24 protein-coding genes are annotated in these 22,190 nt (G+C 35.4%); 21 read left to right on the top strand and 3 right to left on the bottom strand.

Going from position 1 to position 22,190, the window contains the following annotated elements:
- The first annotated feature begins 39 nt into the window (after nt 1-39).
- From GSH73_RS08595 to GSH73_RS08585, 3 genes are read left to right on the top strand one after another with little or no spacing between them, the layout of a single operon-like run.
- Nucleotides 40-360, top strand: coding sequence for a hypothetical protein (locus GSH73_RS08595; RefSeq protein WP_051408276.1), 321 nt, complete (start codon nt 40-42; stop codon nt 358-360).
- 53 nt (nt 361-413) lie between these two features.
- Nucleotides 414-689 (top strand): YkuS family protein, encoded by a 276-nt coding sequence (locus GSH73_RS08590; protein WP_014758419.1) that lies wholly within the window; start codon nt 414-416, stop codon nt 687-689.
- On the top strand, nt 682-885 hold the full coding sequence (locus GSH73_RS08585) for a hypothetical protein (protein ID WP_014758420.1): 204 nt from the start codon (nt 682-684) through the stop codon (nt 883-885). The genes GSH73_RS08590 and GSH73_RS08585 overlap by 8 nt, the downstream gene beginning before the upstream one ends.
- Nucleotides 886-913: 28 nt before the next feature.
- On the opposite strand, the gene GSH73_RS08580 is transcribed toward GSH73_RS08585, so the two are convergent.
- On the bottom strand, nt 914-2,059 hold the full coding sequence (locus GSH73_RS08580; RefSeq protein WP_014758421.1) for an amidase domain-containing protein: 1,146 nt from the start codon (nt 2,057-2,059) through the stop codon (nt 914-916).
- Nucleotides 2,060-2,208: 149 nt separating this feature from the next.
- Nucleotides 2,209-2,616: a putative zinc-binding protein gene (locus GSH73_RS08575; RefSeq protein ID WP_014758422.1), complete on the bottom strand. Its 408-nt coding sequence runs from the start codon at nt 2,614-2,616 to the stop codon at nt 2,209-2,211.
- 189 nt (nt 2,617-2,805) lie between these two features.
- On the opposite strand from GSH73_RS08575, the gene GSH73_RS13710 reads away from it, so the two are divergent.
- The 11 genes from GSH73_RS13710 to thiI all read left to right on the top strand — a co-directional run bounded on the left by GSH73_RS13710 (nt 2,806) and on the right by thiI (nt 13,571).
- Complete coding sequence (locus tag GSH73_RS13710) at nt 2,806-2,940, top strand: hypothetical protein (protein WP_014758423.1); 135 nt, start codon at nt 2,806-2,808, stop codon at nt 2,938-2,940.
- Nucleotides 2,941-2,974: 34 nt separating this feature from the next.
- Nucleotides 2,975-4,537: a recombinase family protein gene (locus GSH73_RS08570; protein ID WP_014758424.1), complete on the top strand. Its 1,563-nt coding sequence runs from the start codon at nt 2,975-2,977 to the stop codon at nt 4,535-4,537.
- Between the two features lie 179 nt (nt 4,538-4,716).
- A complete protein-coding gene (locus tag GSH73_RS08565) occupies nt 4,717-5,829 on the top strand; it encodes a glycosyltransferase family 4 protein (protein ID WP_014758425.1) in 1,113 nt (370 codons plus the stop codon).
- Between the two features lie 12 nt (nt 5,830-5,841).
- Complete coding sequence (locus tag GSH73_RS08560) at nt 5,842-6,108, top strand: metal-sensitive transcriptional regulator (protein ID WP_013787818.1); 267 nt, start codon at nt 5,842-5,844, stop codon at nt 6,106-6,108.
- A gap of 98 nt (nt 6,109-6,206) precedes the next feature.
- Nucleotides 6,207-6,407, top strand: coding sequence for a DUF3006 family protein (locus GSH73_RS08555; RefSeq protein ID WP_014758426.1), 201 nt, complete (start codon nt 6,207-6,209; stop codon nt 6,405-6,407).
- A 101-nt stretch (nt 6,408-6,508) separates the two neighbouring features.
- A complete protein-coding gene (locus tag GSH73_RS08550) occupies nt 6,509-6,754 on the top strand; it encodes a (2Fe-2S) ferredoxin domain-containing protein (RefSeq protein WP_014758427.1) in 246 nt (81 codons plus the stop codon).
- Entirely contained in the window at nt 6,751-8,469 is a 1,719-nt protein-coding gene (locus GSH73_RS08545) for a [Fe-Fe] hydrogenase large subunit C-terminal domain-containing protein (protein ID WP_014758428.1), read from the top strand. The genes GSH73_RS08550 and GSH73_RS08545 overlap by 4 nt, the downstream gene beginning before the upstream one ends.
- Nucleotides 8,466-9,626: a SpoIIE family protein phosphatase gene (locus GSH73_RS08540; protein ID WP_014758429.1), complete on the top strand. Its 1,161-nt coding sequence runs from the start codon at nt 8,466-8,468 to the stop codon at nt 9,624-9,626. Before GSH73_RS08545 ends, GSH73_RS08540 begins: the two co-directional genes overlap by 4 nt.
- A gap of 15 nt (nt 9,627-9,641) precedes the next feature.
- Nucleotides 9,642-11,156 (top strand): 4Fe-4S dicluster domain-containing protein, encoded by a 1,515-nt coding sequence (locus GSH73_RS08535; protein ID WP_014758430.1) that lies wholly within the window; start codon nt 9,642-9,644, stop codon nt 11,154-11,156.
- A 112-nt stretch (nt 11,157-11,268) separates the two neighbouring features.
- Entirely contained in the window at nt 11,269-12,423 is a 1,155-nt protein-coding gene (locus GSH73_RS08530) for a cysteine desulfurase family protein (protein WP_014758431.1), read from the top strand.
- Nucleotides 12,424-12,425: 2 nt separating this feature from the next.
- Nucleotides 12,426-13,571 carry a tRNA uracil 4-sulfurtransferase ThiI gene (gene thiI, locus GSH73_RS08525; RefSeq protein ID WP_014758432.1) on the top strand — a complete coding sequence of 382 codons (1,146 nt, stop codon included), beginning with the start codon at nt 12,426-12,428 and terminating at the stop codon, nt 13,569-13,571.
- A 30-nt stretch (nt 13,572-13,601) separates the two neighbouring features.
- Here thiI and ychF read toward each other — a convergent pair whose 3' ends face one another.
- Nucleotides 13,602-14,693 carry a redox-regulated ATPase YchF gene (gene ychF, locus GSH73_RS08520; protein ID WP_014758433.1) on the bottom strand — a complete coding sequence of 364 codons (1,092 nt, stop codon included), beginning with the start codon at nt 14,691-14,693 and terminating at the stop codon, nt 13,602-13,604.
- Between the two features lie 169 nt (nt 14,694-14,862).
- On the opposite strand from ychF, the gene GSH73_RS08515 reads away from it, so the two are divergent.
- The 7 genes from GSH73_RS08515 to GSH73_RS08485 all read left to right on the top strand — a co-directional run bounded on the left by GSH73_RS08515 (nt 14,863) and on the right by GSH73_RS08485 (nt 22,142).
- A complete protein-coding gene (locus GSH73_RS08515; protein WP_014758434.1) occupies nt 14,863-15,435 on the top strand; it encodes a YhcN/YlaJ family sporulation lipoprotein in 573 nt (190 codons plus the stop codon).
- Between the two features lie 98 nt (nt 15,436-15,533).
- Nucleotides 15,534-16,796 carry an EF-P 5-aminopentanol modification-associated protein YfmF gene (gene yfmF, locus GSH73_RS08510; RefSeq protein ID WP_014758435.1) on the top strand — a complete coding sequence of 421 codons (1,263 nt, stop codon included), beginning with the start codon at nt 15,534-15,536 and terminating at the stop codon, nt 16,794-16,796.
- Nucleotides 16,797-16,802: 6 nt separating this feature from the next.
- Nucleotides 16,803-18,071 (top strand): EF-P 5-aminopentanol modification-associated protein YfmH, encoded by a 1,269-nt coding sequence (yfmH, locus tag GSH73_RS08505; RefSeq protein ID WP_014758436.1) that lies wholly within the window; start codon nt 16,803-16,805, stop codon nt 18,069-18,071.
- Nucleotides 18,072-18,226: 155 nt separating this feature from the next.
- Nucleotides 18,227-18,658 (top strand): division/cell wall cluster transcriptional repressor MraZ, encoded by a 432-nt coding sequence (gene mraZ, locus GSH73_RS08500; protein WP_038069353.1) that lies wholly within the window; start codon nt 18,227-18,229, stop codon nt 18,656-18,658.
- A gap of 10 nt (nt 18,659-18,668) precedes the next feature.
- Nucleotides 18,669-19,601, top strand: coding sequence for a 16S rRNA (cytosine(1402)-N(4))-methyltransferase RsmH (gene rsmH, locus GSH73_RS08495; RefSeq protein ID WP_014758438.1), 933 nt, complete (start codon nt 18,669-18,671; stop codon nt 19,599-19,601).
- 21 nt (nt 19,602-19,622) lie between these two features.
- Nucleotides 19,623-20,054 (top strand): cell division protein FtsL, encoded by a 432-nt coding sequence (gene ftsL / locus GSH73_RS08490; protein WP_014758439.1) that lies wholly within the window; start codon nt 19,623-19,625, stop codon nt 20,052-20,054.
- Nucleotides 20,055-20,066: 12 nt separating this feature from the next.
- On the top strand, nt 20,067-22,142 hold the full coding sequence (locus tag GSH73_RS08485; protein WP_432416191.1) for a stage V sporulation protein D: 2,076 nt from the start codon (nt 20,067-20,069) through the stop codon (nt 22,140-22,142).
- The last annotated feature ends 48 nt before the right edge of the window (nt 22,143-22,190 follow it).

The following is a 22,190-nucleotide window of genomic DNA, read 5'->3' as shown; positions in this document are numbered from 1 at the left end:
AGAAAAAGGTAGATATTAATGTATTTAGGAGTTGTTAGCTTGAAAGGTATTTTGCTGGGTATAATTTTATCTCTTATTGCAGTTATTGCTAATATTGCTTTAAATGGAATACATTCTACGTACGTAAGTTACAGCAACTATTTTTTTATTGTCGGGTGTATTGTAGGGCTTATTGGAGGTTTTTTGTATGTATCATATTGGTTTAATGATATGAGGACTATCAGCAGAATATTTAGAAATCTTGAACTTCCTGAGAGGAGATATGATTTTATTTATATGACACAATGGGGAAAAGTGTTATTGACGGCGGCCGCGCTTTTAATGTTTTTATCGCTTTTAATAGTCCTCCTATGCGAATAAAAAGACACATTAAACTAATAATAATTATGTATTCGCTATTGGAGGTGTTTTTGATGGGGAAAAAGATAGCCGTTGAAAGAGAGCTTTCAAATGTAAAAAGATACCTTACTGGTAAAGGATATGATGTGGTAAATCTTGAGCAAGATAGCAATTTAAGCGGTATTAACGTAAATGATTATGATGCAATTGTAATAACAGGACAACACAAAGACATGCTTGGCTTTGAAAATACGTATACAAGATCGCCAATAATTGATGCAACTGGAATGACGCCAGAAGACATAGAAAACGCGATAAAAAGAAGTACAGGCGGTGATATAAATGGCTAATAGAGATCAGCTAAAAGCAGTGGGTGAAATGTGTCCTGATTTTAGCTATGATGGTTCTTTAGGGAAGGCTTCAGTGATGTCTATGGCAAACTTATCATCAAGAAGCTGTGAAATATGTACTCATTGGGATGTAAAAAATCAGAAATGCAGGATAGATGTCTTTGATGATGTTCTTACAAGTCTTGATCAGACATAAATGATTAAAGAGAGGATCTTGCCTCTCTTTAATCATTTATGTGGATAAACCTATAGATGACTTTCTTATCCCATCCTAAGTCAAATGGAACGTGGTATCTATCAGATGTATGCGTGTTTACGACAGGAATTCCGTAAGAATCAAAACCAGTTACAACGCCGAAGTGAACAATTTCACCCTTTTCTTCATAGCAAATAAGATCGCCTTTTTTTAGTTCCCGTATCGCCCCTGCAGGGTGTGAATCCGATGGTTTTACCATGTCTGTGTATGTACCTTGTGCGATAAGCCTTCCTTTTCCATTGTATATAAGGTAGTTAAACAGTGCAGGAGCTTGTGCCCATGCCGTACTGGAGTCACGACCGTTAAAGTTCCATATGTAGTCCATTTTTAGTCCGCCCCCTTCGTGTAAGACTTGTGAAGCAAAATTTGTGCAGTCGCCACCAATGCCATTGTAATCTCTGTATTTTTTGTTGTATTCATAGTTATTTCCGCTGCCCCATGCAGCACCGGCGTATGTATCAGCATACCTGACAGCACCTTCTCTGTCATAATTTCCTTTTTTTTGATTTTGGGTGTCTCCTGCAGGAGTGGTATTGGTTGGCGATATTTCTGTGGCTATCCCGTCAGCAGGGCTAATATCTATAAATGCCGAATCTTCATCTAATGGATCGTAATACCAATCACGGCGTATCACCCAATTGCCATTGATTTTAACCAATTGAATGGAATGGCGAATCCCAAGCCCCATGTAGTTTATCAAATTAGGCTTTACATTGTACTCGTAGCCCATCTTCATCGTCTCTACCAAATAGAGCCATATAGACTGTTCACCAACTTTTAGACTTTTGATTCTGTAAATTGATTGTGCTTCTACGAATTTAAGATTTCTTTTTTCAGACCATCCTTTTACATAGTCGATTCTCCTTTTTTCATGCTCTAATGCCCATTTGCCGTTTGTGTTAGCAACATCGTAATATTTTTCTATGTCTTTAATATTTCCGCTTAAAAGTACACTTCCTCTTGACTCAAAAAAAGCATCCAGAAAAGGCTTTATTTCTTCTTTGTTGTCTGCTACAGTAGATAATGTTTTATTGAAAAACAATATTCCCCAGATGCTTGTGGCTATTAACAACAAAATAGGAATTGCTATTTTATGATACCCTTTAAATAGCAAAAAATATCCCTCCCTGCCTATCATTTATAGTAAATAATATGTACAAATAAAATAAATAATTCTATGTAACATTCAATGTATTTAAAATTTGAAAATAAAAAAATAAGCATAGAAACTAATGAATAAACTTAGTTTGCTATGCTTAATTTTTATCTATTTAAAAGATTTTTTACTAACATACTGGCATCTTCAGTCATTTTTTGAATGGCCAATTTAGATTTTTCACCTAATTTTCCTCTTTTCTCATCTTTCAGCGAGATCTTTTCTTTCTTCAGTATGTCCGGAAGATAAACTTCCGCTTCGACTTGGCCGCCTTTTTGCAAAATCAATTTTGTCGCGCATCGATCTTTACATCCATTTAAAACCAATACAGGATATTCGTTTATAAAATCTATATCTTCCTGAATATCTACTGCTAAAGCTGGTGGACACACTAAAACGGTGTTTTCAGGGTATAAATCATCAACAAGATTGTATCCAACTTCCCTTGTTATTTGCCCAAAAATTTGCCCAATCCCTGCACAAGGCATTATTGCTACTTTGTCATTATTATTCACAGTAAAATTCCTCCTTCTATGGGATACCCTTATATACCGGGTGGGTATATATCGCCTATTATAATAGCATGATTAGCGATTTTTTTCAATATTATTATGAGGATAGAATTACGGAAGCTTTTTCTGAAATTAAAAAAATTATTGATTCATATATTGTATAAGATGAATTTTAAAGGGGGGGCAGTTCAATTGGGCAGAAAGAAAAAGAAATCAGATAAAATGGATGATGATAATATTGTTGTTGAGAGGGTCTTTAATGAAAAAGGGAAAAGTTTAGATGATTTATTAAAGCAAATCGTTAAACAAGCTTTAAGCATCAAATAATATGTTGTAGTGGTTATTTGTTAAGGAGGGTGCTATGTTAAATAAAATTTGGGATTGTGCCATTTACTGCAGGCTTTCTAAAGAAGATCTTAACAAAGGTTATAGTGAAAGTATAAAAATGCAGGAAAACGAGCTTAAAAGGTATGTTTTTGAGAACAATTGGAACCTTGTCGATGTTTACATAGATGACGGTGTAAGTGGTACTACGTTTGAAAGAAATGATTTTAAAAGAATGATGGAAGATGTGGAAAGAGGATTAGTAAACTGCATCGTGACTAAAGATCTTTCTCGCCTCGGAAGGGATTACATTGAGATGGGAAAGTATTTGGAAAAAATTTTTCCAGAGTACGGCGTTAGATACATTGCTTTAAATGATGGCATCGATACATTAAATGGGGAAGATGATAGCATACCATTTAGAAATGTTGTAAACGACATGTATGCAAAAGATATATCAAAAAAAATTAGATTTAATCTTAGAAGCAAAATGAAAGACGGTTTATTCATCGGTGCATTCGCTCCATACGGATACAAAAAGGATCCTAATAATAAGAATAGATTGGTACCTGCCAACGATATTACGACTGAAGCAATCAAAAGAATTTTTTCATTATATATGGAAGGTTTTGGCAAGCAAAAGATAGCTAAAATATTGACTGATGAAGGTTATCCAACTCCAGCAGAATCAAAAGAAAATTATAAAAATGGTAATCAAAAAATTAAAATGTGGAACAGCAACGCTGTCCACAGAATATTGACAAACGAAGTATATATTGGAACGATTGTTCAGCACAAAAGGAAAAGAATATCGTATAAAGTTAAGAAAATGAAAGATGTTCCTGAAGAAGAGTGGATAAAAAAACCTAATATGCATGAAGCAATTATAAGTGAAGATGTTTTTTGGCATGTGCAAGATATAATAAAGAATCGTTCTAAGTTGAAATTTAGACCTGGACATGTTGTTCATCTTTTTTCAGGCAAGGCAAGGTGTGGCGATTGCGGTTCCTACATGGGATATTTTTACGATAAAGACAGAAAAGAGCCGTGTTGGAAACTTATCTGTGGAGCATTTAGGAAATATGGTTCAAAGGCTTGTACAATGCATTCTATATCCGAAGAAAAGTTAAAACAGGTGATATTGAATGATTTAAAAAGTATTTCAGGAAAATACGTAGACAAAACTCAATTGCTAAAACTTGCAGAAGATTCAGTTGAAGAAAATTATACAGAGCAAAAAATTTTTTATGAAGAGTATAAACGCAAATTATCAGATCTGCAGAATACTTTTAAACAAATGTATTTTGACAAGATCAAAGGACTGTTGACAGATGAACAGTTTAAAATGCTTTCAGAAGGGCTTCAGAAAGAAGCAAGTATTTATAGCGAAAAACTAAAAGAAATTGAAAATGAGATAAATGCTGAAAACAGGAAAATTCATTTGTTGCAGCAGGCGGTGGAAAAAATAAAATGCATAGTCGAGATGAATGATTTGACACGACAAATGGTGGAAAGTCTCATCGATGAAATTGAGATATTTAATGACCACAAAATAAAAATTCATTACAGGTTTTCAAATCCTGAAAATTACATCTCATAGTACGCAACCGCCTGAGTGCGAGGAGTTTCCGACAAATGTATGTGATGAATTCATGCAAAGGCCATTCCCACCTATATTCCCTCCACAGAAAGCTCCGTATTCACCGTATTAAAAGTCGTATTAAAAACAAGAAAAGCCAGCATAAGCTGGCTTTTCTTGTAAGCGTGAGGAGGTTATCTATGAAAATTTTATTTATAACATTTATTGATATTTTAAATTCGCTTCCCCAAAGAAGTCACCATCTTATAGATTATCTAAAAGACAAATATGATTTGACGGTAGTATTTTGCAGATACGATGATTTTGGAGTATTAAAAAAGCAAGAAGGGACTATTAATTATATAGGGATTCCTGTTAAATTTGCAAGTCTTTTTAGCCCGATGATTTTATATAAAAAATATATGGAACTCGATTATTCTAAATACGATATATGCATTGCACAAGGCCCATGGGCAGGTTTGACTGCTGTTGAACTTCTGAAAGCAGGTAGAATAAAATTTTTGGCTTATGAGGATATTGACTATTTTCCTGCGTTTTTTGAGTATGATGATATTTACGAGAGAACGAAAAACATGGAGAAATATTGTATTGAAAATTCCGATGTTACATTTTCTGTTAATCAACATCTGATAGAATTGAGAAAAAACATGACAGGCATTACACCATATTACATACCAAATGGTGTCAATTGTGAATTATTTAGTGGAGAAAGGGAAAAGCATCAAGGAATAGTCATTTTATTTAGTGGTTCATTAGAACATTGGTCGGGTATTGAGATGCCTATAAAAGCCCTTCCTATATTAAGACGAGAGTATGACGTTTCGATGATGATACTCGGGAAGGGAAAATATGAACATGTTCTTAGGAAATTATCGAGAGACTGCAAAGTAAGTGATGCTGTACATTTTTTGGGGAAAGTAAAGTATAATGATTTGCCGATGTACTTTAATAAAGCCGATCTTGGACTTTGTACGCTTTTTCCAACAGAGCTTATTAAATATTCTTTTCCACTTAAAGCTGTAGAATACATGGCGTCGGGTCTTCCTGTCGTAGCAACAGACATTGGCGATTTAGGAAAATTGATTAAAGAAAATGAGTGTGGTATAACTATAAAGTACAATGTATCTGATTTTGTTGAAAAAACTATAGATTTGATAGAAAATTATGATAAAATGAGTATATACGGACAAAATGGGAGAAAATTTGCTAAAATGTTTGACTGGAAAGAACTTTTTAAGAAAGAAATGAGCATAATTTTTGAAAAATTAGATAAGGGGATAAAATATAATTGAAAGGTGAGCGCTATGACCAAAAGTATAAAAGATGATGTACTTTTAAGATTAAAAACCATAAAAGGGCATATAGCTGGAATAGAAAAAATGGTGGAAGAAGACAAAGGGTGTTCTAATATTTTGCTTCAAATAGCAGCAGTAAGAGCTTCCTTGGAAAAGGTTGGATTGTCTATCATAAATGAACATGCTGAACAGTGCTTTCTCGCAAATGAGGATGGAAAGATAACTTATGAGGAACTTCAAAGTGTTGTCGATTTGCTTGTAAAGTTTTTAAAATAAAATGTGTGGCAACAAAACTTTTGCGGCATAAAAGATCCTTCTTAATGTTGATAAAGGAAATTGACGGGTGTATAATTAATAAAAAGAAGGTGTTTTACGTGAGAATACATGGCATTGTAGAAAAAATAGAAGATGATGTGGCTGTAATTGTCCTTGATGACGATAGGAAGATAAACATTCCAACAAAATATCTTCCCAGCAATATTGCTGAAGAAGATGCCATAGATATTTCATTGGATGTCAATGAAAGAGGACGAAAATTAAAAAAGTTGATTGAAGAATCAAGGGAGGAAGACTAATTTTTTAATTTTTTTAACGTTAATTGTTAATAAATTAACTATTGTTTACACACTTTCTTTTATGTAATAAAATAATTGTATACAGTATACGGGTGATTTTTATGGTTATTACTGTTTGTGTAGGAAGTTCATGCCACTTAAAAGGTTCCTACGATGTTATAAACAAATTAAAAGAAATGATTAAAAATTACGGTATTGAGGATAAAGTGGAGTTGAAGGCTGACTTTTGCATGGGCAATTGTTTAAGGGCGGTTTCTGTAAAAATTGATGGCGGTGCGTGTTTATCAATAAAACCAAATAGCGTTGAGAGATTTTTTAAAGAACATGTTTTAGGTGAACTAAAATGAGTGTCATTAATTTCAAAGAAGCCAATTGCAGAAACTGCTATAAATGCATTAGATATTGCCCTGTAAAAGCGATAAAAGTCAATGATGAACAGGCTGAAATCATAGAATACAGGTGCATAGCATGCGGAAGATGCTTAAATATCTGTCCTCAGAATGCAAAAACAGTTAGATCAGACGTAGAAAGAGTTCAATCTTTTTTAAATAAAGGAGAAAAAGTTGCTTTCACTGTAGCTCCATCATATCCTGCTCTTGTTGGACATGATGGTGCTTTGAACTTTTTAAAGGCTTTAAAAAGTTTAGGAGCCGAAATGATAGTTGAGACATCAGTAGGTGCTATGCTTATATCTAAGGAGTATGAAAGGTATTATAATGATTTGAAATATGACAATTTGATTACTACTTCATGTCCATCGGTAAATTATTTGGTTGAAAAATACTACCCTGATCTTATAAAATGCCTTGTGCCAGTTGTATCGCCGATGGTGGCTGTTGGAAGAGCTATAAAAAATATACACGGTGAAGGTGTGAAAGTCGTATTTATAGGCCCGTGCCTTGCTAAAAAAGCAGAGATGAGCGATTTTAGCTGTGAAGGCGCTATAGATGCTGTATTGACTTTTGAAGAAGTAATGAATTTGTTTAATACAAATAAAATAGGTGTTGAATGCACGAAAGAGAATTTAGAAGATGTTGACTCTGAAAGCCGATTTAAATTGTATCCAATAGAGGGCAAAACCATGGATTGCATGGATGTTGATTTAAATTTAAGAAAATTTATCTCTGTATCATCGATAGAAAATGTGAAAGATATTTTAAATGATTTAAGAGCTGGCAATCTACACGGATATTGGATAGAAGCTAATGCCTGTGATGGAGGCTGCATCAATGGCCCTGCATTTGGAAAGTTAGAAAGTGGTATTGCAAAAAGAAAAGAAGAAGTTATAAGCTATTCTCGCATGAAAGAAAGGTTTAGCGGTGATTTCAGCGGCATTACCGATTTTTCCTTAGATTTAAGCAGAAAGTTTATTGATTTAAGTGATAGATGGAAAATGCCAAGCGAGATGGAGATAAAAGAGATATTGTCGAAGATTGGCAAGTTTTCTGTAGAAGACGAATTGAATTGCGGTGCATGTGGCTATGACACTTGCAGGGAAAAGGCTATTGCAGTCTTTAACGGAATGGCGGAACCGTATATGTGCTTGCCATATATGAGAGGGAGGGCTGAAACGCTGTCTAATATCATAATAAGTTCTACTCCAAACGCTATAATTGCAGTTAATAATGAGTATGAAATTCAAGATATGAATAGAGCGTTTGAGAAGATGTTTTTGGTAAATTCAGCCATGGTTAAAGGTGAAGATTTATCGTTGATCTTTGATATATCTGATTTTGTAGAGGTTATTGAAAATAAGAAAAGCATTTTTAATAAAAAAGTTTCGTTTAAAAATTACGGAATCATAGCATTGGAAAGCATCTACTATTTGGAAGAATATAAAATTGCCATTGGAATTTTTACAGATATAACAAAGATGGAGAAACAAAAGGAGAGCTTCTCAAAGCTTAAAAGGGAAAACTACCAATTGGCGCAGCAAGTGATAGATAGACAGATGAAGGTTGCACAAGAGATAGCAAGCTTGTTAGGAGAAACGACTGCGGAGACAAAAGTGATACTGACTAAGATGAAAGATATGCTGTTAAATCAAGGTGATGATGAATGAGTCATTACATCGATATTGCACATGCATCATTGAATAAATACGATGAAGAACTGTGTGGAGATAGTGTTCAAATAATAAGAAAGAAAGATTATGCAATGGCAGTTATGGCAGATGGCCTTGGCAGCGGTGTTAAGGCGAATATTCTATCTACTTTGACAACGCGAATAGTGTCAAAAATGTTGGATATGGGTTCTGAGCTAAGAGATGTTGTAGAAACGGTGGCTGAGACATTGCCAATATGCAAAGAAAGAAATATAGCGTATTCAACATTTACTGTTGTTTCTATATATGGGGACAATGCTCATTTAGTTGAATATGACAATCCATCGGTTTTTTATTTTAAGAATGGTGTGCATAAGAAGGTCGATAGAAAATGTGTTGAAATAGGTGATAAGAAAATCTTTGAAAGCAGCTTCAAATTGGATTTGAATGATGCGCTGATAGTTGTATCTGATGGAGTAATTCATGCAGGCGTAGGAGGGATATTAAATCTTGGTTGGCAATGGGATAATGTTAAACAATATTTATCAAAAGTATTGGAAGTTTACAGCGATGCATCAGATATCTGTTCACAACTTATAACAACCTGCAATAATTTGTACAAAAATAGGCCAGGCGATGATACAACTGCAATAGTGATAAAAGTTAACGAATCTAAAAAAGTTACGGTAATGGTAGGACCGCCGATTTTAAAGAATATGGATGAATGGGTTGTTAAAAAACTCATGAAAAGTGAAGGCTTAAAGGTAGTATGTGGTGGTACCGCTGCAAAAATTGTAAGCAGGATTTTAAATAAAGACGTGATTACATCTACCGAGTATATTGATCCTGATATACCTCCTTATGCACATATTGATGGGATTGATCTGGTGACAGAGGGCGTATTGACTTTAAGAAAGACTGTTGAAATTTTCAAAGAATACATGAATGATAAAGACTCAAATTTGCTGAGATTTTCAAAAAAAGATGCTGCAACTCGATTATTTAAAATCTTAAATTACGCTACTGACGTAAATTTCTTAGTAGGCCAGGCTGTAAACAGTGCCCATCAAAATCCTGATTTTCCATCCGATCTTAGAATAAAGGTCAGGATTGTGGAAGAACTTATAAGCTTATTAGAGAGATTAAATAAAAATGTGGAAGTAAATTATTTTTAGAAAGGATAGATTGCCTTGTTTAAGTTTAACACAGATGTTCAGATGTTAAAGTACGAGGTGCTTTACAACGTAGCTAAATTGACGCTTGAAGATAGGCTTGAAGATGAATACGACGAAATACCTTACGAGATAATACCGGGAACAAAACCGAGGTTTAGGTGTTGCGTGTATAAGGAAAGGGCTATAATTGAGCAGAGAACTAAAGTCGCAATGGGGAAAAATTTAAAGCGCACTATGAAACATGCAGTTGACGGTGAAGAGCCGATAATTCAAGTTTTAGATATTGCCTGTGAGGAGTGTCCTATCAAAAGGTATCGTGTAACTGAAGCTTGTAGAGGGTGTATTACTCATAGGTGTACAGAAGTATGTCCAAAAGGAGCCATAACGATAATAAACAAAAAGGCCAACATCGACTACGACAAGTGCATAGAGTGTGGCAGGTGCAAAGATGCGTGTCCATACAATGCTATTTCTGACAATTTGAGGCCGTGTATTAGATCTTGTTCAGCAAAGGCCATAACTATGGATGAAGAATTGAAAGCTGCCATAAATTACGAAAAATGTACTTCGTGTGGTGCTTGCACATTGGCATGTCCATTCGGAGCCATAACCGATAAGTCTTATATTGTAGACATTATAAGGGCGATTAAGAGCGGGAAAAAAGTTTATGCATTGGTAGCGCCAGCCATAGCATCCCAATTTAAGGATGTAACTGTAGGACAGATAAAATCTGCTTTAAAAGAATTTGGATTTGTTGATGTGATTGAAGTTGCTCTTGGCGCAGATTTTGTAGCTATGGAAGAAGCCAAAGAATTCAGCCATAAAATAAAAGACATAAAAGTCATGACGAGTTCATGTTGTCCTGCATTTGTGGCACACATAAAGAAAAGTTATCCTGAGCTATCGCAAAATATATCGACAACTGTATCTCCAATGACAGCTATATCGAAATACATCAAAAAACACGATCCTATGGCAGTGACAGTATTTATAGGTCCATGTACTGCAAAGAAATCGGAAGTCATGAGAGATGATGTAAAGGGCATAACGGATTTTGCCATGACATTTGAAGAGATGGTTGCTGTGTTGGATGCGGCAAAAATAGACATGAAAGAACAGCAAGATGTGGAAGTGGATGATGCTACGCTTTTTGGAAGAAAGTTTGCAAGATCTGGAGGCGTCTTAGAGGCTGTGGTTGAAGCCGTTAAAGAAATAGGCGCGGATGTTGAAGTAAACCCTGTAGTATGCAATGGGCTTGATGAATGCAACAAGACATTGAAAATAATGAAAGCTGGCAAATTGCCAAACAATTTTATAGAAGGCATGGCTTGCATCGGAGGATGTATAGGCGGTGCAGGCGTAATAAATAACAATGTAAATCAGGCAAAATTGGCTGTTAACAAATTTGGCGATTCATCTTACCATAAAAGCATAAAAGATAGAATCAGCCAATTTGATACTGATGACGTTGATTTCCATGTTGACAGCGGTGAAGATGAGTCAAGTGAAACATCGTTTAAAGAAGCTTAGGAGTTTTAAAAATAATGGGTCCATCTATTGGGCCCTAAATTTTTGTTGAAATATATATCCTTATTAACATATAATATATTTGAATTACATAAAAATGTGAGGACTGATATGTATGGAGGTATATCTTGACAATAGTGCCACGACGAAAGTTCGTAGAGAAGTAGTTGAAAAAATGGTTGAAGCAATGGAAGTCGAATACGGCAATCCATCGTCGGTACATCGTAAAGGATATAATGCAGAAAAGATATTGTCCAAGTCCAGAGAAGATGTGGCGAAATTATTAGGGTGTGAATCACATGAAGTATTTTTCACATCAGGTGGAACTGAATCAAATAATTTGGCTATACGTGGTATTGTGCATAGCATGAAAAGAAATGGCAATCATCTAATAACCACCAAAATCGAACATCCATCTGTATTGAACGTAATGAAGCAGCTTGAAGAAGAAGGCTTTGATGTCACTTATCTTAATGTGGACAATCATGGATATGTAGACTTAGATGAACTAAAAAATGCCATAAATGACAGGACGATTTTGATGTCTATAATGGCTGCCAACAATGAGATAGGCACTATAGAACCATTAGATGAGATTGCTAAATTAAAACGGATGAAAGATAAATTTTATTTTCATGTTGATGGTGTACAGGCAGTAGGAAAAATTAATATCGATTTAAAAAATATTGACATAGACCTTTTGTCTATAAGCGGACATAAAATGCATGGACCAAAGGGCATAGGCGCTCTATACGTAAAAAAAGGAACTAAAATTAAACCTATTTTGTACGGTGGAGGACAGGAAGCAAATTTAAGGTCAGGGACCGAAAATATGCCAGGTATTGTGGGACTTGGTGAGGCATGTCGCTTTATGAAGGACAATTTTATTGAGTACGAGGGTAAACTTAGAGCATTAAAGAAAAGATTGTACGATGGTATAAAAAGTGAGATTCCTGATATTCACTTAAATGGTCCTGACATCGACGACGGTGCTCCTCAAATATTAAATATATCCTTTTTAGGTGTAAGAGGTGAGGTGCTGCTTCACGCTTTGGAAGAAAAGGGCATATATGTGTCAACTGGTTCTGCTTGTTCATCTCATAAAAATACTGAAAGCCATGTATTAAAGGCTATAGGACTAAGTCACGAATACATTGAAGGTGCGATTAGGTTTTCGCTGAGCGTATTTAATACAGAGGAAGAAATAGATTATGCTATTCAAGTTTTAAAGGAGAAAGTGAATTTCTTAAGGAGATACAAAAGGAGGTAAAAATGGAGGTTATTCTTATAAAGTATGGTGAATTAGCTTTAAAAGGCGGTAATAGATCTTTTTTTGAAAATAAACTTGTTAGAAACATTAAAGAAGCTTTAAAAAGCTTTGATGGGGTCAAAGTTGAGAAGACCCATGGGAGAATATATGTAGAAACAAGCAATAATGCAAAAGAAGCTATTGACAGGCTCAGAAAGGTATTTGGAATAGTTGGGATAACAATAGCTAAAAAAGTGGAATTGGACCTTAATGCGATATGCGATTCAGCAATTGAGGTTATGCGACATCATTCAGGTAAGAGCTTTAAAGTGGAGACGAGGAGACCTAATAAATCATTTCCTTATGAAAGCATCGAAATAAGCAGAATGATTGGAGGCGAAATACTTAAAAACGTCGATGACGTTCATGTTGATGTGCACAACCCTGATGTAGTTTTGAATGTGGAAATACGGGAGAAGGCGTATTTATACTCTGATACGGTAGATGGAATCGGAGGAATGCCCATAGGTACCAATGGAAAAGCTGTGGTTTTATTATCAGGCGGAATTGATAGCCCTGTTGCAGCATGGATGATGATGAAAAGAGGAGTAGAAGTAGAAGCTGTGTATTTTCACAGTCCACCTTATACGCAGGAGCGTGCAAAGGACAAAGTAATTGATTTGTGCAAAAAACTTTCAGAGTATGGGCAAGATATATATTTGCATGTGGTGAATTTTACAGATTTTCAACTGGCCATATACGACAAGTGTCCTCCAAAATTGACTACTATTATAATGAGAAGGATGATGATGAGAGTCGCAGAAAACATTGCTCTTAAGTACGGAGCAAAAGCGCTTATAACAGGCGAAAGCTTAGGACAAGTTGCCAGCCAAACCATAGAGAGCTTGTACTGCACAAATGCAGTGACACACATGCCAGTGTTTAGACCACTTATTGGAATGGATAAAAGCGAAATTGTTGAAATTTCTAAAAAAATCGGGACGTACGATATATCTATAAGGCCGTATGAAGACTGCTGCACCATATTCGTTCCGAAACATCCTATTATAAAGCCGGATTTAGATGATGTCATTAAAGGTGAGAAAGAATTAGATTATGAGCAATTCATCAGCAGTCTTGAAATAGATGAGATAAAAGTTAAAAGCTGAAAAATCCCATAGATATTAATCTATGGGATTTTATACGTTAAATCTAAATACTATTATATCTCCATCTTCTACGACATAATCTTTTCCTTCTAATCTCATCAATCCCTTCTCTTTTGCTGGAGTTTCTCCACCTGATTCGACGTAATCTTTATACGATATTACTTCGGCACGTATAAAGCCCTTTTCAAAATCTGAGTGTATTTTGCCGGCAGCTTGTGGCGCCTTCGTACCTTGCTTAATAGTCCAGGCTCTGACCTCTTTTGGCCCTGCTGTAAAAAATGTAATAAGCCCTAAAAGAGAATATCCATGACGAATTATATTGTTTAATCCGGGTTCTTCTAAGCCGTATTCAGAAAGCAATTCATATTTTTCTTCATCTGGAAGTGACGAAAGTTCTTCTTCTATTTTTGCTGATATTACAATAACATCAGATTTCTCATTTTTTGCAAACTCTTTAAGTTTTTTAACATACTCATTTTCGTTTTTAGATATAAGATCGTCTTCTGATATATTTGCTGCATACATAACAGGCTTTGAAGTAAGGAGCATAAGTTGATTTACAAAGGATAATTCCTCATCATCAAAGTCCATTGTGCGTATAGGCTTGCCATCATCTAATGTCTTTTTGATTCTTTCCAGCACATTCAATTCGAATGCAGCAGTTTTATCGTTTTTAGCATATTTGGAAGTCTTTGCAATTCTCTTTTCGACAACTTCCAAATCAGCCAGTATGAGCTCCAATGTTATTATTTCAATGTCTCTTATTGGATCAATGCTGCCTTCAACGTGAGTTATGTTGCTGTCATCAAAGCATCTGACGACATTTAATATTGCATCGACTTCTCTTATGTGCGATAAAAATTTATTGCCTAACCCTTCGCCTTTACTGGCGCCCTTTACTAATCCCGCTATATCGACAAATTTTATCGTGGCAGGTATTATCTTTTGAGGATTCACGATTTTTGCCAGTTCATTAAGCCTTTTGTCGGGTACAGATACAATTCCAACATTAGGTTCTATCGTACAAAAAGGATAATTTGCACATTCGGCGCCTGCTTGTGTTATCGCATTGAAAATTGTGCTTTTTCCAACATTAGGTAGACCAACTATTCCTATTTCCATTTGTATTCCTCCGCTTTTCAAAATCAAGAAAAATTTTTTCTAAATGCATCAAATAGAATTATATATGAAAAAACATAAAACTTCAAACCAAGATATTGGATAGAATTTACATTGGATATTGTAATAAATTGACTTCATCTGAGCAAAATATTGATTGGAGGTGTTTGAATTGAAAAATAGCAAAAAAATTTTTTTAATACTTTTAGCATTGATAATGGCATTGTCTATATCTTTGACGGGTTGCAAGGCATCTAAAAAGCCATTGCCAACAAGATATACTCCTACGACACCTAGGACGACACCAGCTCCGTCACCAGGCATGACTACTCCTGCACCGTCAAGAGTGCCAACGACACCAACTCCAACAACACCTGCACCTACTACACCGACTCCAGCGAAAAAGCCGGTTCCGCAAAGTGTGAGAGCAGCAAAAATAGCCAGCAATGTGGCAAAACTTCCTGAAGTAAACAAGGCTACTGTAGTTATATCTGGAAACACTGCTATCGTAGGTATTGACATGAAGGCCAGTGTCCAAGGCACTCATGAGACGCAGGTTAAGAAAAAAGTAGAGAAGACAGTGAGAGATACTGATAAAGGGATAAAGAATGTATCTGTAACATCTGATCCCGATCTATATACGAGGATAAACAATATCGCAAAAGGAATAGCAGCCGGAAGACCATTGTCTGAATTTACTAAACAGATAACGGAGATACTAAAAAGGATAACGCCAAGTGCATAATATAAACCTGGGGAAACCCGGGTTTATGTTTTGTTGACATATTCGTACTTTTTAAATATAATTAGGTCAACTGGATTATTATAGAAGGAGTGAAAAATATGTCCATCATAAAGGAAAACATGGCAAATGGCATTGAGTTATATGTCAATAAGCTTAATAAGTTTAAGACAGTGACAATTAATGTATATATAAGCAATAAATTAAGCCATGAGACAGCAAAATTTGCATTGCTGCCATCGGTTTTAAGGAGAGGAAGCTTTAACTTTAAAACGTACAAAGAGATAACAAAACATTTAGAAGATCTTTATGGTGCTATGTTTGCTTATTCGGTTTATAAAAAAGGTGAGAGGCAGATTGCACAGTTTAAGATGGAGATTGTAGATAGTACATATTTAAAAGAAGATATATTGGAAGAAAGCGTTAAGTTTATATCAGATATACTTTTGAATCCGTTAATATTAAACGGTGGTTTTGAACAAACATATGTGCAGCAAGAAAAAGAAAAACAAAAAAATCTTATCAATTCTCGCATAAATGAAAAGACAAAATACGCCGTTGAAAGGTGTATAGAGGAAATGTGCAAGGATGAAGATTACTCAATTTATGAGCTTGGAAATGTAGATGACGTAGATAAAGTAGATGAAAAAAATCTTTATGAATATTATAAAAAAGCAATTAAAAGCCTTCCGATAGATATATTTGTCGTAGGCAATGTGGACGTAGATAATGTGAAAGAGTTTTTCAACAAACACTTTAAAATAGAGAGAACGAATGTAGAAGTGATTCCAGATACGCCCATATTGAGAAAGATTGATAAGGTAAAATATGTAGAAGATAGACTTGATGTTACTCAAGGCAAGCTGACTTTAGGATACAGGACAAACGTAAATCCATGGGACGAGGAGTATTTTTCACTTTTAGTATTAAGCGGTGTTTTAGGAGGAGGACCTTTCTCTAAACTTTTTATGAATGTTAGAGAAAGAGAAAGCCTTGCATATTACGCTCAGACAAGGTTAGAAAGATTTAAAGGATTAATGCTTGTAATGTCAGGCATTGAAATTGAAAATTACGAGAAAGCGTTGGAGATAATACAAAAGCAAGTAGAGGAGATAAAATCAGGCAACATATCTCATTATGAATTTAATTCGTCTGTGAAAGCCTTAGTTTCCTCGCTTAATTCAATAAAAGACAGTGGAACACAACTGGCAGATTTTTATTTATCACAGAAACTTTCACATACAGATTACAGCATAGATGATTTTATAAAGAAGATAGAAGAAGTTACCATAGATGACATCGTAGACGTCTCTAAGAAGTTACAATTAGACACTGTCTATTTCATGACAAAAAATGAGGAGTGATATGAAATGATGGAAATATTTAATGACTTGATAAAAGAGAAAATGTATAAATATGAGCATGAAAGTGGCTTGAATGTTTTTGTAATGCCTAAGAAAGGGTTTATAAAGCAATATGCCATGTTTGCGACTCATTATGGCTCTAACGACAGAGAATTTATAATTCCTGGTGAAAGTGAGCCTACGCATGTGCCAGACGGCATTGCGCATTTTTTGGAGCATAAAATGTTTGAAGAAGAAAGCGGAAGTATATTTGAAGAGTTTTCTAAGAATGGAGCTTCTGCAAATGCTTATACAAATTTTACAACTACTGCTTATTTGTTTTCATGCACAGACAATTTTTACGACAATTTAAGACTTCTTTTGGATTTTGTCCAAAGGCCTTATTTTACAGATGAAAATGTCGAAAAGGAGAAAGGCATAATAGCTCAAGAAATTCGCATGTATGATGATGATCCGTCTTGGAGGCTGTTTTTTAATATGTTAGGTGGATTGTACCACGTACATCCTGTCAAGATAGATATTGCTGGTACTATTGAATCTATATCGAAAATTGACAAAGATATTTTGTACAAATGCTACAATACATTTTACCATCCTTCAAATATGGTGTTGTTTGCGGTTGGCGATGTTGACGTGGATAAAGTTGCAGAAATCGTAAATGATAATGTTAAATCAAAGAAAAGAGATGGTCATATAAAACGCATTTATCCTAATGAGCCGTCTAAAATAAACAAGAATTATGTAGAACAAAAGATGTCCGTTTCGATGCCGCTATTTAATATTGGATTTAAAGACAATGACATAGGTTATGGAGGAAAGAGGTTACTTAAAAAGGACATAACTACACAGATTTGCTTAGAGATTTTAGCTGGCAGAAGCTCTGACTTATATGAAGAACTTTATAATGATGGACTTATTGATACAACTTTTGATGTGGAGTACGTAGGTGAAGTAGATCATGGATATTCTATAATAGGCGGGCAATCTATAGATCCTGAAGCTGTGAAAAAGGCTCTTATAGCTAAAATTTCATCCATTTATAAAATAGACGATGCTGATTTCTATAGAATCAGGAGGAAGTTGCTGGGTCGATTTATAAAATCATTTAATTCTGTTGAAAGCATTGCACACAACTTTATATCATATTACATGAAAGACATTAATATCTTGGATTTTACGTCTGTTATAGAAGATATAACTCCTGATGATGTGTTAGATAGATTTAAGACATATTTTAATGAAGACAACTGTGTACTGTCGATAGTAAAGCCGTAAAAATATAATTTTTGATAACGAGTCATACTCGTTATTTTTTTGTGAAAAAATTTTAAATTTGTTGAAGGATTTTTGAGTTTTATATAGAATAAACATAATAAGTGGTTTAAAGTGGTGCAAAGTGGTTAGAAGTGTAACAGAAATGGGTGTTCGGTATGCTGATGGGGCAATATGAACATACAATAGATCAAAAAGGGAGAGTTTTTATACCTGCCAAGTTCAGGGACGAACTGGGGTATAAATTTGTGTTGACGCGAGGGCTTGACAATTGCCTTTTTGCTTACTCCATGTCAGAGTGGTCAAATATTGAGGCAAAGCTAAAGACGCTGCCACTTAACAGAAAAGATGCCAGAGCGTTTACCAGATTTTTCTTAGCAGGCGCCACTGAATGCGAAATAGACAAGCAGGGAAGAGTATTAATACCGAACATCTTGAGAGAACATGCAAAAATTGAGAAAGAAGTCATAATAATTGGGGTATCGTCAAGAGTAGAGATTTGGAGCAAAGAAGTATGGATGGAATATTCAAATAATATTGATGTTTCTTTTGAAGATGTTGCAGAACATTTAGATGACTTAAACATATAAGGTGATTTTTATGGATTTCAAACATGAAAGCGTGTTGTTGCAAGAGACTATTGAATATTTAGAAATTAAGCCTGATGGTATTTATGTAGATGGAACTTTAGGCGGTGGCGGTCACTCAATGGAGATATTAAGACGGCTTGATAAGGGAAAATTAATCGCAATCGACAGGGATATGGATGCCATAAAGGCTGCATCTATTAGGCTTAAAGACTTCAATAATGTAACGTATATTCATGACAATTATAAGAATATAAAAGATATATTAAAAAAATGTGGGATTGAGGGCATAGATGGAGCTTTATTAGACCTTGGAGTATCTTCATATCAATTAGATGAGGCACAAAGGGGATTTTCTTACATGCACGATGCCCCGCTTGATATGAGAATGGACAAAGAAAGTGACCTTACAGCAGAGTATGTTGTAAACAATTATTCAGAAGATGAAATTGCAAAGGTAATTTCTGATTATGGTGAAGAACTATGGGCTAAACGAATTGCAAAGTTTATCGTTGAAGAAAGAAGGAGAAAACCTATTAAGACCACATTTGAGTTAGTAGACATAATAAAAAAAGCAATACCTGCATCAAAGAGGAGGACAGGACCGCATCCTGCAAAAAGGACGTTTCAAGCCATAAGGATTGAAGTCAATGAAGAACTAAAGGGGCTTGAAGATGCTATTGCTGATTTTGTAGATGTAATGAATCCAGGTGGAAGAATTGCTATCATAACATTCCACTCATTAGAAGATCGAATAGTAAAAAATACTTACAAAAAACTGGAGGATCCGTGTACATGCCCTAAGAATTTGCCATGTACATGCGGGAAAAAACCAGTAATAAAGATTGTTACTAAAAAACCTGTTGTACCAAATGAAGATGAAATAAAAGTAAACCCAAGATCTCGAAGTGCAAAACTAAGAGTTGCAGAAAAACTGCTGTTCTAAAGTATAAGGGGGGAGAATAAATTGGTATTAGAAAAGCACGATTACGATTATGAGCTAAAGCCGTATTATGAAGAAAACAAAGGAAAGAAACCCAAAAAGAATAGAAAACTTAAAAATCTTGCAGTGATAGTTTTTGTAGGTGTCTTAAGCATTACCGTTTTGTTTAGGTATGCATTGATCTATCAAAAATCTGTTGCATTAAGCAGCGTAGAAGCAAAAGCCAGTGAAATAGAAAAATTAAACCAGCAGTTAGAAGTCCAAATTGCTTCAATGAGCGATTTGCAGAGGATAGAGGAAATAGCGAAAAATCAGTTAGGAATGGTAGAGCCTGATAAAGGGCAGATAGTCTACATGAGTGTTGGCAAACAAAACCAAGTTGCTGAGAAAAAAACAGATGATGAAAATAGAAATAAAACCTTTCTTGGGAGGATTTTGGGACTGCTGGTGAGATAGGAGGGATTTTAAATATCACCAAGCATTTCTACCAAAAAAAGGATTTTATTTTTGCTGTTTTTTTCTATACTTATAATTTGCGTTCTCGTTGTTAGGCTTTTTTGGATACAGATAGTAAAAAGTGATGAATTTCAAAAGCTTGCCATACCTCAGTGGACATTAGACGTTTCAGTTACGCCAAAACGCGGCTTAATATTAGACAGAAATGGAAAGGCGCTTGCTGAAAGCGCAAGTTCAAACAAAGTTAGCATAATACCAAAAGAATTGAAGGAAAGCCAAAAAGTTGAAGTCGCATCAAAGCTTTCAGAGATCTTGAAAATGGACAAAGAAGACATACTTAAAAAGATAAATAACAAAAATGTGCAAGAGGTATTGATAGCAAGGAGAATTGATGATGATACGGCTAACAAGATAAGAAAATTAAATCTATCTTGTATTGTAATATCTGGAGATACAAAGAGATATTATCCAGAAAAGAATTTAGCTTCCCACATACTTGGGTTTACAGGTGTAGATAATCAAGGACTGGATGGAATCGAGTCTGTGTACGACAGCTATTTAAGAGGAATACCTGGAAGGATTTCATCGCCAGTTGATGCTTTAGGCAGGAAGATGGGGAACGGTGAAGAAGAATACATTCCGCCAATAGATGGTTATAATGTTGTTTTGACGATTGATTCAAACATACAGCATTTTGCAGAGAAAGCCCTTGATGATGCGTATGCACATACTAAGCCGACAAAAGGTGCTGTCGCAATCGTAATGGATCCCAAGACAGGTGATATTTTAGCTATGGCATCAAGGCCCGATTACGATCCAAACAACCCATTTGCCGGTCCCAAAAGCGATTGGTTTAAAAATTGGAGAGATAAGGCTATATCGGATGCTTACGAACCTGGTTCAGTTTTCAAGACAGTTACGGCATCAGCAGCATTGGAGGAAGGTGTTGTTGGCCTAAACGAGCAATTTTATGATCCAGGGTATATCATGGTTGCAGGGCAGAGGATAAATTGCTGGGCCACACATTATAGCGAAACATTTGTACAAGGAGTCCAAAATTCCTGCAACGTCGTTTTTGCGACGATTGCTCAAAGGCTTGGAGTAGATAAATTGTACAAGTACATTCATGAATTTGGCTTTGGAGAAACCACCGGCATAACATTGCCTGGAGAGGCACCGGGCCTTGTAATGAAAGAAAAAGATGTAGGCCCTGTAGAGCTTGCTACAAACTCATTTGGACAGGGAATTGCGGTTACGCCGCTTCAAATGATACGAGCAGTTTCAGCGATAGTAAATGGCGGGAAATTGATGGAACCTCATATAGTCAAAGAGATAGTCGATTCTGATGGGAAACCTATAAAAGAATTCAAACCAACTGTAATAAGGCAAGTGATATCCGAAAAAACATCAGCTACAATGAGGCAGATACTTGAAAGTGTAGTATCTGAAGGCACGGGCAAGGCAGGTTACATAGAAGGGTATGATGTTGGAGGGAAAACAGGCACTACGGAAAAGTATACGCCTGGAAAATATGTGGCTTCATACGTCGGATTCGCACCTGCCGAAGATCCCAAAGTGATAGCGCTTGTGGTAATCGACGAACCTAATGCCGAGACCCACTTTGGCAGTGCGTTAGCAGGACCTGTAGTAAGAAGCATATTGTATGACACGTTGACTTACTTAAATGTAAAACCAAAAGGCATTGTAGCTAAGCCACTTGTAAAAGTACCTGATGTAAGGAATTTAAACTTGAATGAAGCTCAAAATGCATTGTTAAAAGATAAGCTGCAGTTTTCCATCGAAGGAACTGGAAATACGGTTGTAGATCAAATGCCTAAACCGGGAGCGATGGTGGAAGAAGATTCGCAAATTGTCCTGTATTTAAATGAATACAATAATAGCGGAAAGGTTGATGTTCCTGATCTAAAAGGGAAATCTATCACAGAAGTGAGTAACATTTTAAGTTCTTTAGGGCTGAAGATAAAAATCAATGGCTCTGGCATTGCTGTAAGCCAGAAACCAGAAAAAGGTGAAAAAGTTGATAAAGGAACAACTGTTGAAGTCGACTTTAGGCCACTGGAAAATTAATTCAAGCACAATATGCAGTTTTTGATATATGCAAACTGCATAATTGTG

The organism is Thermoanaerobacterium aotearoense (assembly GCF_009905255.1).
GTDB lineage: Bacteria > Bacillota > Thermoanaerobacteria > Thermoanaerobacterales > Thermoanaerobacteraceae > Thermoanaerobacterium > Thermoanaerobacterium aotearoense.
This window is presented reverse-complemented; position numbering and strand designations above follow the sequence as displayed.